Origin of the sequence: Streptomyces cyaneochromogenes, from assembly GCF_003963535.1 — a bacterium.
Taxonomy (GTDB): Bacteria; Actinomycetota; Actinomycetes; order Streptomycetales; family Streptomycetaceae; genus Streptomyces; species Streptomyces shaanxiensis.
Genome location: NZ_CP034539.1, coordinates 3,683,201 through 3,697,522, shown reverse-complemented (window position 1 = coordinate 3,697,522; position 14,322 = coordinate 3,683,201). Strand labels below are relative to the sequence as shown.

The 14,322-nt window shown below is 71.2% G+C and carries 11 protein-coding genes and 1 pseudogene; 8 read left to right on the top strand and 4 right to left on the bottom strand.

The window, feature by feature from the left end; genetic code table 11:
* Positions 1 to 46 precede the first annotated feature (46 nt).
* The 4 genes from EJ357_RS16485 to EJ357_RS16470 form a co-directional block, all read right to left on the bottom strand.
* Entirely contained in the window at positions 47 to 631 is a 585-nt protein-coding gene (locus EJ357_RS16485) for a GNAT family N-acetyltransferase (protein WP_126392351.1), read from the bottom strand.
* A gap of 76 nt (positions 632 to 707) precedes the next feature.
* Positions 708 to 911, bottom strand: a complete 204-nt coding sequence (locus EJ357_RS16480) for a helix-turn-helix transcriptional regulator (protein ID WP_228473076.1) — start codon at positions 909 to 911, stop codon at positions 708 to 710.
* A gap of 350 nt (positions 912 to 1,261) precedes the next feature.
* A complete protein-coding gene (locus EJ357_RS16475; protein WP_228473176.1) occupies positions 1,262 to 2,074 on the bottom strand; it encodes a helix-turn-helix domain-containing protein in 813 nt (270 codons plus the stop codon).
* Positions 2,075 to 2,301: 227 nt separating this feature from the next.
* The gene (locus EJ357_RS16470) at positions 2,302 to 3,219 is read right to left on the bottom strand and encodes a sugar phosphate isomerase/epimerase family protein (RefSeq protein ID WP_126399546.1); all 918 of its coding nucleotides are present in this window, start codon (positions 3,217 to 3,219) and stop codon (positions 2,302 to 2,304) included.
* A gap of 124 nt (positions 3,220 to 3,343) precedes the next feature.
* Between EJ357_RS16470 and iolC the strand changes: the two genes are divergently transcribed.
* From iolC to EJ357_RS16430, 8 genes and pseudogenes are all read left to right on the top strand, one after another.
* Entirely contained in the window at positions 3,344 to 4,294 is a 951-nt protein-coding gene (gene iolC, locus EJ357_RS16465) for a 5-dehydro-2-deoxygluconokinase (protein ID WP_126392349.1), read from the top strand.
* Entirely contained in the window at positions 4,291 to 5,172 is an 882-nt protein-coding gene (locus tag EJ357_RS16460) for a Cgl0159 family (beta/alpha)8-fold protein (protein ID WP_126392348.1), read from the top strand. The genes iolC and EJ357_RS16460 overlap by 4 nt, the downstream gene beginning before the upstream one ends.
* Before the next feature lie 121 nt (positions 5,173 to 5,293).
* A pseudogene (locus EJ357_RS49350) lies at positions 5,294 to 5,407 on the top strand (5-deoxy-glucuronate isomerase); the annotation flags it as partial.
* A gap of 95 nt (positions 5,408 to 5,502) precedes the next feature.
* Positions 5,503 to 7,410 carry a 3D-(3,5/4)-trihydroxycyclohexane-1,2-dione acylhydrolase (decyclizing) gene (gene iolD / locus EJ357_RS16450; protein WP_126392347.1) on the top strand — a complete coding sequence of 636 codons (1,908 nt, stop codon included), beginning with the start codon at positions 5,503 to 5,505 and terminating at the stop codon, positions 7,408 to 7,410.
* Between the two features lie 14 nt (positions 7,411 to 7,424).
* The gene (mmsA, locus tag EJ357_RS16445; RefSeq protein ID WP_126392346.1) at positions 7,425 to 8,927 is read left to right on the top strand and encodes a CoA-acylating methylmalonate-semialdehyde dehydrogenase; all 1,503 of its coding nucleotides are present in this window, start codon (positions 7,425 to 7,427) and stop codon (positions 8,925 to 8,927) included.
* A 206-nt stretch (positions 8,928 to 9,133) separates the two neighbouring features.
* On the top strand, positions 9,134 to 10,537 hold the full coding sequence (locus tag EJ357_RS16440) for an APC family permease (RefSeq protein ID WP_126392345.1): 1,404 nt from the start codon (positions 9,134 to 9,136) through the stop codon (positions 10,535 to 10,537).
* 210 nt (positions 10,538 to 10,747) lie between these two features.
* Complete coding sequence (locus tag EJ357_RS16435; protein ID WP_126392344.1) at positions 10,748 to 13,405, top strand: CocE/NonD family hydrolase; 2,658 nt, start codon at positions 10,748 to 10,750, stop codon at positions 13,403 to 13,405.
* Positions 13,402 to 14,268 (top strand): ABC transporter permease, encoded by an 867-nt coding sequence (locus EJ357_RS16430; protein ID WP_126392343.1) that lies wholly within the window; start codon positions 13,402 to 13,404, stop codon positions 14,266 to 14,268. The genes EJ357_RS16435 and EJ357_RS16430 overlap by 4 nt, the downstream gene beginning before the upstream one ends.
* Positions 14,269 to 14,322 lie beyond the last annotated feature (54 nt).

Here is a 14,322-nt window from a genome sequence, read left to right as displayed (position 1 = left end):
TCATCGAGCCGTGGCCCTGAGGGTCATGAAGCCGTGTAGCTGAGGGTCAGGAAGCCGTGGAGCTGAGGGCGTCGGGGCGGCCGTGCCGGGCGGACCACTCGCGGTCGAGGATGGCCATGACGACCCAGTCGACCCACTCGCCGTCCCTCAGATCGGCCTCTCGCCGGACTCCCTCCACCGCGAAACCGACCTTCTCGTAGGCCCGCCGGGCACGGTGGTTGTGGCCGTAGACCTCCAACTCGATCCGATGCAGACCGAGTTGCTCGAAGCCGTGGCCGACGATGAGGCGGATGGCCTCGGTGCCCAGCCCCCGGTCGCGCCCCCGGGGCCCGATGAGCGTGCGGAACGTACAGCTGCGGGCCTTGGCGTCCCACTCGTACAGGACGACCTCGCCGACGAGTTCGCCGCCTGCGCGGTCGATGACGGCGAGGTCGAGGCGGTCGGGCTGGTCGGAGCGGGAGCCGTACCAGGAACGCACCTGCTCCCGGGTGAGCTCCTGGGAGGGCTCGTCGGTGAAGCGGAGGACCTCGGGATCCTCGAAGATCTCCCACATGACGTCGGCGTCGGCCTCGGTGAACGGCCGGAGCACGGTCTTGTCGCCGGTGAGCGTGGGTTTGACGGAGAAGTCCATGGGACGACTGTGCCCCACGTGGCTGGTGGGGCACAGCTTGTTTTCCGGGAGCTCAGCAGGTCAGCAGGCCGGGGTGTCAGTCCGTCCGGCGTCCTTTGTTGCCCGGCCGGGACTCCACCCAGGCCCGGACGGTGTCGGGGTACCAGAAGGGCTTGCCGCCCTCCACATGGTCGGGCGGGGGCAGCAGCCCGTGCTTGCGATAGGACCGCACGGTGTCCGGCTGCACCTTGATGTGTGCGGCGATCTCCTTGTACGACCAGAGGATTCGGTCGGTCATCATTTGCACCTCCTCGCGCGCGCCGCGGCGGCGACCGGGGGCGGTCGTCGGGGGGACCGTGGCGCTGCGCCGGCGATCACAAAGCCTGTGTCCGGTCAACGACGCACAGTGAGGAGGGGGCAGGGCCTGTGTGCGGAGTGTGACGCGGGACCCGCGTACTTGCGACATGCGTGACAGGAAAGACGCGCTTGTGACACAGATGCCGCAGACGGGCACGCCGGTGCAGGGGCGCGGCGCGTTGACAGACGCCGGTTCCGCGGCAGCCCCGACGCAACGGTGGGCCGGACCCGCTGCGCCGGGCCCGACCCACCAGCTCCCCCGCCTTTGCGGCTCGCCGAGGACCAAAGCCTGCATCAGCCAAGGTCACGGGTCTTGGAAAAATGCGCACTACGGCCGGACGCGAGCACGAGACTGGTCGCCTCGCCCGTCAGCCGGTCCGGCACGGGCGTCCCGACCGGCACCCCTCGCGCCGCCGTGAACTCACGCGGCGTGCACCCCGTCATCGCCTTGAACTCCCCGCTCAGATGCGCCTGGTCGTAGAACCCACAGGCCGCCGCGGTCTCCGCCTGGCCGCGTCCCGCCGCCAGCAACCGGCGCGCCCGTTGCAGCCGCAGCACACGTGCCGCCGCCTTCGGCCCCAGCCCGATCTGCTCCCGGAAGCGGTTCTCCAGGTGCCGTACGCTCCACCCCACCTCGTCGGCGAGCCGCCCCACCGGCATCGACCCACCCGTGCGCATCAGCTCCGTCCAGGCCCGCACCACCCGGGCCGAACACGGCGTACCGGCCCCCGACCAGCGCGCGAACACGTCGTCGAGCAGCCCGAACCGTTCCGCCCAGGTCGGCAACGCGGCCAACGCGGCGGCGAGTTCGCCGATGCGCGTGGGCAGGGCATGCGGCAGGTCGTCGGGGTCGACGGTGCGATTGGCGAGCTCGTACTGCGGCGTCCCGAACAACGAGAACGCGGCCCACGGCATCAACAGCACCTCGATACCGGCCAGCCGACCACTGTGCTCACCGACGGCGGGGGTGGTGGTGGGCCCGCAGTAGACGGAGACCAGGGTGTCGGCAGGTCGGCCATGCCGGGTGATCCGCACCGGCTCGCCGAAGCCGAGCAGCAAGGTCGCGGCCCCGATGGGCGCTTCAAGCCGCCGTCGAGGCCGATCCAACGCGAGCCGGATCCCGCGATAGCTGATCACGCCAGGGCGCAGCCGAGGATGGGGCGTGCCAACGGCTGTCTCCCATGAGCCCCACACCCCCTGCCCGGACCGAACACGCAGGGCACTTGTCATCCACCCATGCTGCAACGCCTCAAGGGGCGCGGGGAACTGTGCGACAAGCCCCGACAATCCCGCACTCGCCCCACAAGGGAACCCGGCACCCCACTAGGCGCCCCCTACGCCCCGCACGACCTCAAAAACGCCCGCGTCCGCCGAGCGATAGGCAGCGGAGCGTCCGGCGCACAGGGATACATGTCCTGCTCGACAATCGCGAACAGGTCGACATCCAGCTTCTGCGCAGCCTCCAGCACTGGCCCCAACGCAGGCACCCCGCCCGGCGGTTCGCACATCACACCCTGCGCCACGGCCGGCCCGAACGGCGTCCCCTTGGCCCGTACGTCGGCGAGGATCTCCGGGTCGACCTGCTTGAGGTGCAGGTACCCGATGCGCGACCCGTACGTCTCGATCAGCTTGACGCTGTCGCCGCCGCAGTACGCGTAGTGCCCGGTGTCCAGGCACAGCGACACCAGGTCGGAGTCGGTCCCGTCCAGGAACCGGACGACGTTGTCCTCGCTGTCGATGTGCGTGTCGGCATGCGGGTGGACGACGATCCGCAGACCGTACCGCTCGCGCACCTCATGCCCCAGCCGCTCGGTCAGCGAGGTCAGGTTCCGCCACTGCTCGGGCGTCAGCGTGTCCGGTTCCAGCACCTCGCCGGTCTTGTCGTCCCGCCAGAAGGACGGGATGACGACCAGGTGCTTCGCCCCCATCGCCTGCGCGAGCACCGCGTTGTCGGCGACGTGCGCCCAGGTCTTCTCCCACACGGCCTCGCCGTGATGCAGACCGGTGAACACGGTCCCCGCCGACACTTTCAGGCCACGCTTCGCCGTCTCCTCGGTGAGGACGGCGGGATCGGTCGGCAGGTACCCGTACGGGCCCAGCTCGATCCACTCGTAGCCGGACTCGGCGACCTCGTCGAGGAAGCGCAGCCAGGGGACCTGCTGGGGGTCGTCGGGGAACCACACACCCCATGAGTCGGGAGCCGAGCCGATCCGGATGCGGGACAGTGAGGACTGAGGTGACAACGACGTCATGGCGGTCAGCTTCAGCGCGTATGGCAAGCGCTGTCAAGGTCTGGTCCGAATGTCTGGACAAAACATTGACAGGGGTGCGTGCACCGGACTACAAAGCCGGGAGAGCCGATACGAAGGGAACGCGATGGCGTACGACCTGATCACCATGGGGCGGATCGGAGTGGACCTCTACCCGCTGCAGACCGGCGTCCCGCTGCCGCAGGTCACCTCCTTCGGCAAGTTCCTCGGCGGCTCGGCGACGAACGTCGCGGTGGCCGCGGCCCGCCTGGGCCGGCAGACCGCGGTCATCACCCGCACCGGCGACGACCCCTTCGGCGCCTACCTCCACGAGGCCCTCCAGGGCTTCGGAGTCGACGACCGCTGGGTCACCCCGGTCCCGGGCCTGCCCACCCCGGTCACCTTCTGCGAGGTCTTCCCGCCGGACGACTTCCCGCTGTACTTCTACCGCCGGCCCAAGGCCCCGGACCTGGAGATCGACGCCCACGAGCTCGACCTCGACGCCATCCGCGACGCCCGCATCTTCTGGGTCACCGGCACCGGCCTGAGCGAGGAGCCCAGCCGTACGGCGACGCTCGCGGCCCTCGCCCACCGCGCGAAGTCCGGCATCACGGTCTTCGACCTCGACTGGCGCCCCATGTTCTGGCAGGACCCGGCCGAGGCCCGCCCCTTCTACGCCGAGGCCCTCAAGCACACCACCGTCGCCGTGGGCAACCTCGACGAGGTGGAGGTCGCGACCGGCGTACGCGAGCCCCATGCCGCCGCCCGCGCGCTGCTGGACGCCGGTGTCGAGATCGCGGTGGTCAAGCAGGGCCCCAAGGGCGTCCTCGCCGTCAACAGCCAGGGCGAGCAGGCCGAGGTCCCGCCCCTCCCGGTGAACGTCCTCAACGGTCTCGGCGCCGGGGACGCCTTCGGCGGTTCCCTCTGCCACGGGCTCCTCAACGGCTGGAACCTGGAGAAGATCATGCGGCACGCCAACGCCGCCGGCGCCATCGTCGCCTCCCGCCTGGAGTGCTCCTCGGCGATGCCGACGCCGGGCGAGATCGAGGCCGCCATCGCCGCGGGGGCCGTCAAGTGAGCGTCGACATCGCCGAACTGGTCCGCCTGCGCACCCAGCGACCGGAAGCGGTCGCGGAGGCGGCGGCCCGCCGTACCCGCCGGCCCCTCCTGGGCGACTCCGGCCGGCTGATGATCGTCGCCGCCGACCACCCGGCCCGCGGCGCGCTCGGCGTCGGCGACCGCAGGTTCGCCATGGCCAACCGCGCCGACCTGCTCGAACGCCTCTGCCTGGCGCTGTCCCGCCCCGGCGTCGACGGCGTCCTGGCGACCGCCGACGTCCTCGACGACCTGCTTCTCCTCGGCGCGCTCGACGGCAAGGTCGTCATGGGCTCCATGAACCGCGGCGGCCTCCAGGGCGCGAGTTTCGAGCTCGACGACCGCTTCACCGGCCACCGCCCCGAGGACATCCAGCGCCTCGGCTTCGACGCCGGCAAGCTGCTCCTGCGCATCGACTACGCCGACCCCGGCTCCCTCACCACCCTGGAGTCCACCGCCCGCGCCATCGACGACATGGCCGCGCGTCGACTCCCGGTCTTCGTCGAGCCGTTCATCAGCCACCGCACCCCCGAGGGCAAGGTCAGGAACGACCTGTCCGCGGAGGCCGTCACCAAGTCCGTCGCCATCGCCTCCGGGCTCGGCGGCACCTCGGCCTACACCTGGCTGAAGGTGCCGGTCACCGACAACCCCGACGACATGGCCGAGGTCATGGCGACCTCCACGCTGCCCGCCGTGCTGCTCGGCGGGGAGGTCGGGGACGATCAGGACGGGGCATACGAGAAGTGGCGGGGCGCCCTCCAACTGCCCACCGTGCGGGGCCTGGTGGTGGGACGCTCGTTGCTCTACCCGGCCGACGGCGACGTGAGCGCCGCGGTGGACACTGCCGTAGGACTGCTGTGAGGTCCCCATGACCACGAGCCGGACGCTCCGTCCCGTCAGGCCGCGAGGCGCCACCGCCCCGCGGCCCGGCCACACGGGCGCGGCCGGCCCCGCACGACGCGCAACACCACGTCGGCTCTTCCCGCGGAGCGCCGACGCACCGATCGCCTCCGGCGCGGGTAGCCGCTTTGCTTTGGCAGGAGCGAAGTGCGAGCGAAGACTCCCCGCCCGCTACGGCCCCGCGCCGGAGGTCCCCCACCCGCGCCATCGAGTCGGACGGGGTCGCGGAGCCGTACGAGAGTGCCGGATCCGCTTCGTTTCGGCCCACCCAGAAAGCACAGGGGGTTACCGATGACCTCAACGACGAGGCTCACGGTCGCACAGGCGCTCGTCCGCTTCCTGTCCGCCCAGTACACCGAGCGCGACGGCGTACGGCAGCGCCTGATCGGCGCGACCTGGGGCATCTTCGGCCACGGCAACGTCGCCGGGATCGGCCAGGCGCTCATCGAGTACGGCGCCGCGTCCAGCGGCGGGACATCCCCCGCCATGCCGTACCACCAGGGCCGCAACGAACAGTCGATGGTGCACGCGGCGGTCGGCTACGCCCGCCAGTCGAACCGCCTGTCCACCCACGCGGTCACCACCTCCATCGGCCCCGGCGCCACCAACCTCGTCACCGGCGCCGCCCTCGCCACCATCAACCACCTCCCGGTCCTGCTCCTCCCCGGCGACGTCTTCGCCACCCGCCCCGCCGACCCGGTCCTCCAGCAGCTCGAAGTGCCGTACGCGGGCGATGTGTCGGTCAACGACTGTCTGCGCCCGGTGTCGAAGTACTTCGACCGGATCACGCGGCCGGAAGCCTTGATTCCGTCGGCTCTCCAAGCCATGCGCGTGCTCACCGACCCCGTCGAGACCGGCGCCGTGACGCTGGCGCTCCCGCAGGACGTGCAGGCCGAGGCCTACGACTGGCCCGACGACTTCTTCACCGAGCGCACCTGGGTGGTACGCCGCCCGGGCGCCGACCCGACCGAACTCGCCGAGGCCGTACGGACGATCAGGTCCGCCCGCAGGCCCCTGGTCGTAGCGGGCGGCGGCGTCCACCACAGCCGCGCCGAGGCGGCCCTCGCCGAGTTCGCCGAGGTCACGCGCATCCCGGTCGCCTCCACCCAGGCCGGCAAGGGCTCCCTGCGCCACGACCACCCCCAGGACGTCGGCGGAGTCGGCCACACCGGCACCGCCACCGCCGACGAACTCGCCCGCACCGCCGACCTGGTGATCGGCGTCGGCACCCGCTACACCGACTTCACCACCGCCTCCGGCACCCTCTTCGCCGGCGACGGCGTCCGCTTCCTCAACCTCAACATCGCGCCCTACGACGGCCACAAACTCGCCGGAATGCCGCTGATCGCGGACGCCCGCAGCGGCCTGCAGGAGCTCACCGCGGCCCTGGACATGCACGCGCACCGGGTCGCCGACAGCTACATCGCCGAGTACACCGAGGACAAGGAGCGCTGGGAGCAGCGCGTCGACGCCTGCTACGAGGCCGACGAGCCGGACGTACGTCCCACGCAGCCGCAGGTGCTGGGCGCGCTGGACGCGATCGTCGACGAGTCGGACGTGATCATCAACGCGGCCGGCTCCCTCCCCGGCGACCTGCACAAACTGTGGCGGGCGCGCTCGCGGGACCAGTACCACCTGGAGTACGGCTACTCCTGCATGGGCTACGAGATCCCGGCCGCGATCGGCGTGAAGCTGGCCGCCCCCGAGCGCAACGTGTGGGCGCTGGTCGGCGACGGCACGTATCTGATGATGCCGACGGAGATCGTGACCGCCGTGCAGGAGGGCGTCGCGATCAAGGTGTTGCTGGTGCAGAACCACGGGTACGCGTCCATCGGCGGCCTGTCGGAGGAGACGGGCGCCGAGCGCTTCGGCACCGCGTACCGGTACCGCTCGGAGGACGGCACGTTCACTGGCGCCCCGCTCCCCGTCGACCTGGCCGCCAACGCCGCGAGCCTGGGCATGCGGGTGCTGCGCGCGAAGACCGTCAGCGATCTTCGCGAGGCGCTCGCCGAGGCCCGCGCCGCCGACACTCCCACATGTGTCTACGTCGAGACCCAAACGGCAGACACAGTGTCGGGCCCGCCGCCCGCGCAGGCCTGGTGGGATGTTCCCGTGGCCGAGACCGCGACGCGACCGTCGGCGGTCAAGGCACGTGAGCTGTACGAACGGCACGTCTCGACCCGACGCCGCCATCTGTGAAGGAGTAACCGGTCATGACGAAGATCGTCAACCACTGGATCGGCGGCAAGACCGCCGAAGGCGCGTCGGGCACGTTCGGGCCGGTCACCGACCCGGCGACCGGCGCGGTCACCACGAAGGTCGCCTTCGCCTCGGTCGACGAGGTGGACGCGGCGGTCGCGGCCGCCAAGGAGGCCTACCTGACCTGGGGCCAGTCCTCCCTGGCCAGGCGCACCGCGATCCTGTTCAAGTTCCGGGCGCTGCTGGACGCGCACCGCGACGAGATCGCCGAGCTGATCACCGCCGAGCACGGCAAGGTGCACTCCGACGCCCTCGGCGAGGTGGCGCGCGGCCTGGAGATCGTCGACCTGGCGTGCGGCATCACCGTGCAGCTGAAGGGCGAGCTGTCGACGGAGGTCGCCGGCCGCGTCGACGTCTCCTCGATCCGGCAGCCGCTGGGTGTCGTCGCGGGCATCACGCCGTTCAACTTCCCGGCGATGGTCCCGATGTGGATGTTCCCGATCGCCATCGCGTGCGGCAACACCTTCGTGCTCAAGCCGAGCGAGAAGGACCCGTCGGCGTCCATCAAGCTCGCCGAGCTGCTGGCGGAGGCCGGTCTCCCGGACGGCGTCTTCAACGTCGTCCACGGCGACAAGGTGGCCGTCGACCGCCTCCTGGAGCACCCGGACGTCAAGGCCGTCTCCTTCGTCGGCTCGACCCCGATCGCCCGCTACATCCACACCACCGCCGCCGCCAACCACAAGCGCGTCCAGGCCCTGGGCGGCGCCAAGAACCACATGCTGGTCCTCCCGGACGCCGACCTGGACGCGGCCGCCGACGCCGCCGTGTCGGCCGCGTACGGCTCCGCGGGCGAGCGCTGCATGGCCATCTCCGCGGTCGTCGCGGTCGGCTCGATCGGCGACGAGCTGGTGGAGAAGATCCGCGAGCGCGCCGAGAAGATCAAGATCGGTCCGGGCAACGACCCGACCTCCGAGATGGGCCCGCTGATCACGGCCGCCCACCGCGACAAGGTGGCGTCGTACGTGACCGGCGCGGCCGCCGAGGGCGCCGAGGTGGTCCTCGACGGCACCGGCTACACGGTCGACGGCTTCGAGGACGGCCACTGGATCGGCATCTCGCTCCTCGACAAGGTGCCCACGTCCGCGAGGGCCTACCAGGACGAGATCTTCGGCCCCGTCCTGTGCGTGCTGCGCGCCGAGACGTACGAGGACGGTGTGGCGCTGATCAACAGCTCGCCGTTCGGCAACGGCACCGCGATCTTCACCCGGGACGGCGGCGCCGCCCGCCGCTTCCAGCTGGAGATCGAGGCCGGCATGGTCGGCGTGAACGTCCCGATCCCGGTCCCCGTCGGCTACCACAGCTTCGGCGGCTGGAAGGACTCGCTCTTCGGCGACCACCACATCTACGGCAACGACGGCACGCACTTCTACACCCGGGGCAAGGTCGTCACCACCCGCTGGCCCGACCCCGCCGACGCTCCGTCCGGCGTCGACCTCGGGTTCCCGCGCAACCACTGACGCACCGACCTGAGCGTGTGGGGCCGTCCGGATCGCGGACGGCCCCACTTTTTTGCGGGCCCGCGCTGCGGTTCCCGCATGCTCGAAAGTCGTGCTGTACACGGCTTTGACGCAACGTTAACACGCGTCAACAGGCCCTCCGGCAACGAATTCCGCAGCTAATCAGCCATTGACGTGACGGTTTCCGTCAATGTTGCATCCCCCTCGTGACCGACACCCTCACCCCTGTCGAGGGCGCCGTCGTCGAGGCGTCGGACAGCCCTCAGAAGCTCAAGCGTTCCATCGGCGTCGTCGGCGGCACCCTGCTCACGCTCTCCTGCGTGACCCCCGCCTCCACCCTCTTCGTCGTCGTCCCCGACCTGTTCGGCTCGCTCGGCACCGCCACCGCCCTCACGATCGCCATCGGCTCCCTGCTCTGCGTCGCCGTGGCGTTCTGCTACGCGGAGCTGGGCACCCTCATTCCCAGCGCGGGCGGCGAGTACGCGATGGTGTCCACGCTGGCCGGACGGCTGGCGGGCTGGCTGGTCTTCGTGCTGTCCCTGCTGGTCGTCATGATCGTCCCGCCGGTGATCGCGATGGGCACGGCCGACTACCTCGCCCCGCTCATACATCTCGACCCGTCCATGACCGGCGCCGCCGTCATGCTGCTCGCCACCCTCGCCGGCCTGCTCGACCTGCGCGCCAACGCCTGGATCACCGGTGTCTTCCTGGTCCTGGAGGTCATCGCCGCGGCCGTCGTGGCGGTACTGGGCTTCGCCCACGCCGAGCGCGGCCCCGGCAGCCTGCTGTCGATGGAGGTGGCCGCCCCGGACGGCCGTACGGACCCGGTGACGGCCCTGCTGATCGTCTCCGGACTCGCCATCGCCCTCTTCGTCACCCAAGGCTTCTCGACCGCCGTCTACCTCTCCGAGGAACTGCAGAACCCGCGCCGCAACGTCGCCCGCACGGTCCTCGCGACCCTCGGCATCTCCGCCGTGATCATCCTGGTCCCGGTCGTCGCGATCACCCTGGGCGCGTCGGACCTCCAGGAACTGACCGGCGGCGACCTCGGCACCATGGTGACGGCCTGGTCCAACTCCGCGACCGGCACCTTCGTCAGCCTCTGCGTGGCCCTCGCGATCATCAACGCGGGCATCGTCATGGTCATCCAGAACTCCCGCGTCCTGTTCGCCTCCGCCCGCGACAAGGCCTGGCCCCGGCCGGTCAACGACGCCCTCGCCAAGCTCGGCCGCTTCGGCTCCCCGTGGGTGTCGACGCTGGCGGTGGGCGTACCGGGCGCGGCCCTGTGCTTCGTGAACCTCGACACCCTGTACGGCGTCACGGGCGTCTCGGTGACCGGCATGTACCTGCTCGTAGCGATCGCCGCGCTGACATCCCGCCGAGGCCCCCACAAGCACACCCCCGCGTGGCGAATGCCCCTGTGGCCGGCGATGCCGGTCCTGCTGACAGCGGTCCTGGTGTACGTCCTGAGCCAGCAGGAGACGACGTACCTGCTGTGGACGGGCGGAATAGTGGCGGCGGCGACCTTGTACTGGGCGATGTACCTACGCCCGCGCCGGGACACAAGGTGGCTGATCTCCATACCGACGGACGAGCAGGCGCCCCGTTAGGGGCGCGGGGCTCTATCGATTTGCGGCTCCGCCGCGTGGGCGCGAGCAACACAGCGAACCCGCAGCCGGCAGATCACCGAACCCCCCGAGCTCTCACCCGTCGTACCACGGACGCGGTAGACAAAACTCCCGCCGTACCCCTACGGGAGGGCCCACGATTCAGCCCCCGGTCGATAACTTGCCGACAGGTTGGCCCCGTACCGTTGAACCATGGATCTTCGACTGCCCGCACTGCGAGGGCGAGTAAGGAGGCCGCGCCGGTGGCTCGCCGCCGCGGCCTCCGTCGTCGTCCTCGCCGGTGCCGGGACCTGGACGGCCGTCGCCGACGACGACACGCCCGCGGTGCAGCACGCCGGCCGCGTCATGGACATGGGGGACGGGGTCCGCATCGACACCTCGTTCTTCACCTCCGGCGCCTCCGGACGCCGCCCGGCCGTCCTGCTGGGACACGGCTTCGGCGGCAGCAAGAACGACGTACGGCAGCAGGCCGAGGACCTCGCCCGGGACGGGTACGCGGTGCTGACCTGGTCGGCCCGCGGCTTCGGGAAGTCGACCGGCAAGGTCGGGCTGAACGACCCGAAGGGCGAGGTCGCCGACGTCTCCAGGCTGCTGGACTGGCTCGCGAAGCAGCCCCAGGTCGAGCTCGACGAGAGCGGCGACCCCCGGGTCGGCATGGCGGGCGGCTCCTACGGCGGCGCGATCGCGCTGCTGGCCGCCGGCCACGACGACCGCGTGGACGCCATCGCCCCGGCGATCACGTACTGGAACCTCGCGGACGCCCTGTTCCCCAACGGCGTGTTCAAGAAGCTCTGGGCGGGCATCTTCGTCAACTCGGCGGGCGGCTGCGACAAGTTCGAGACGCGGATCTGCGAGATGTACGACCGGGTCGCCGAGTCCGGCACCCCGGACGCCGCGGCCCGCACCATGCTGGAGGAGCGCTCACCGTCCGCCGTCGGCGACCGCATCAAGGTGCCCACCCTGCTCATGCAGGGCCAGTCCGACTCCCTCTTCCCGCTCGGCCAGGCCGACCAGGCGGCGAAGGCCATCAGTGCGGGCGGCGCCCCGGTCGACGTCGACTGGATCTCCGGCGGCCATGACGGCGGCGACATGGAGACGAGTCGGATCCAGGGCCGCGTGAAGTCCTGGTTCGACCGCTACCTCAAGGACGACAAGAGCGTCGACACGGGCCCGGCCTTCCGCGTCACCCGCACCCTCGGCACCGGCACCGGAGACGGCGAGCCCCGGCTCAGCGGCGTCAGCTCGGACAAGTACCCCGGCCTGGCGGGCAAGGAGCGCGAGATCGCCCTGACCGGGCGCGAGCAGAGCTTCGCGAACCCGGCCGGCGCCAGCCCGCCCGCCGTATCGGCCCTGCCCGGATTCGGCAGCTCCGGCGGACTCGCCCAGCTGTCCTCGCTCGGCGTCGGGGTGTCCCTCGACTTCCCGGGCCAGTACGCCGCGTTCGAGTCGGCGCCCGTCCGGGAGGACCTGCAGATCACCGGGTCGCCGACGGTCACCGTGCATGTGAAGTCCACGAGCGAGGACGCCGTGCTCTTCGCCAAGGTGTACGACGTCGGCCCGGGCGGCCAGGGCCGGCAGGTGCTCCCCTCCCAGCTGGTCGAGCCCGTCCGCGTCGAGGACGCGAAGGCCGGCAAGGACGTCACGATCACCCTCCCGGCGATCGACCACGAGGTCGACGACGGGCACCGCCTGCGCCTGGTCCTCGCCTCCACCGACCTCGGCTACGCCTCCCCGACGGCCCCGGCGACGTACACGGTCTCCCTGAAGGGGGAGCTGTCGGTCCCGACGGCGCTCGGCGACACCGACACCGCATCCACGCTGTCCGCCTGGGTGTGGTGGCTGCCCCTCGCGGGCGCCGGGATCGCGCTGGCCCTGCTGGTGACCGGCCGGCGCCGCACCAAGGCACCCGCCGCCCCCGATCCGGCACTGGCCGAAGTGCCGCTCCAGATCACGGACTTGAGCAAGCGGTACGCGAAGTCCGCCGACCGTTACGCGGTCAGGGACCTGTCCTTCCGGGTGGAGAAGGGCCAGGTACTCGGTCTGCTCGGCCCGAACGGCGCCGGCAAGACGACGACCCTGCGCATGCTGATGGGCCTGATCAAGCCGGACGGCGGAGAGATCCGCGTCTTCGGCCACGCGATCGCGCCCGGCGCCCCCGTGCTCTCCCGCGTCGGCGCCTTCGTCGAGGGCGCGGGCTTCCTCCCGCACCTGTCCGGCCGCGAGAACCTGGACCTGTACTGGCAGGCCACCGGGCGTCCGCCGCAGGACGCCCACCTGGACGAGGCCCTGGAGATCGCGGGCCTCGGCGACGCGCTCGCCCGAGCGGTCCGCACCTACTCGCAGGGCATGCGCCAGCGCCTCGCCATCGCCCAGGCCATGCTCGGCCTGCCGGACCTGCTGATCCTCGACGAGCCGACGAACGGCCTCGACCCGCCACAGATCCGCGAGATGCGCGAGGTCATGATCCGGTACGCGGCGGCCGGCCGCACGGTCATCGTCTCCAGCCACCTGCTGGCGGAGGTCGAGCAGACCTGTACCCACCTCGTGGTGATGGACCACGGCCGGCTCGTCCAGGCGGGCCCGGTCACGGAGATCGTCGGCTCGGGCGACACCCTGCTGGTCGGCACCGGCGCGCCGGTCGACGAGCCCGTCGTCGAGAAGGTCGCCGCCCTGCCGGGCGTGGCCTCGGCGGTGAGCACCGACGGCGGCCTGCTCATACGGCTCGACGCGGACGGCAGCGCACAGCGCCTGATCGCCGAACTCGTCCGGCTGGAAGTCCCGGTGGAGTCGGTGGGCCCGCACCGCCGCCTCGAAGACGCCTTCCTCACCCTGATCGGAGACTCCGCATGAGCGGCACGCTGACGGACCGCGCGGAGGTCGCCGACGGCTACCGCGCGGGCCGCACCCTGCCCATCCGGGTCGAGCTGGTCCGGCAGCTGAAGCGGCGCCGCACGCTCGTCATGGGCGGCATCCTGTTCGCCCTGCCGTTCGTCCTGCTCATCGCGTTCCAGGTGGGCGGCGCACCGGATTCCCGCAACGGCGGGACCGGCCTGATGGACACGGCCACGCTGTCCGGGGCGAACTTCGCCGCGGTCAACCTGTTCGCCTCCGCGGGCTTCCTGCTGGTCGTGCCCGTCGCCCTGTTCTGCGGGGACACGGTCGCCTCGGAGGCCAGCTGGTCCTCCCTGCGCTATCTGCTGGCGGCGCCCGTGCCCCGGGCGCGCCTGCTGTGGTCCAAGCTCGTCGTCGGGCTGAGCCTCAGCCTGGCCGCGATGATCCTGCTGCCGGTCACCGCGCTCGCCGTCGGCACGGCGGCGTACGGCTGGGGCCCGCTGGAGCTGCCCACCGGCAGTTCACTGGACCCCGCCACCGCGGCCCAGCGCCTGGTGATCACCGTGGCGTACATCTTCGTGTCCCAACTGGTCACCGCCGCCCTGGCGTTCTGGCTGTCCACCCGGACGGACGCCCCGCTGGGCGCGGTCGGCGGCGCGGTCGGCCTGACCATCATCGGCAACGTCCTCGACGAGGTGACGGCCCTCGGCGACTGGCGGGAGTTCCTGCCCTCCCACTGGCAGTACGCCTGGCTGGACGCCGTACGGCCCCAACTCGACTGGACCGACATGATCCAGGGCACGTCCCTGTCGATAACGTACGCCCTGGTGCTGTTCGCGCTGGCCTTCCGCGGTTTCGCCCGCAAGGACGTGGTGTCGTAGGTCAACGGAAGATCACCCACCGGTCTCGAAGGGCCGTCCCCGTGCCCTCTTCGA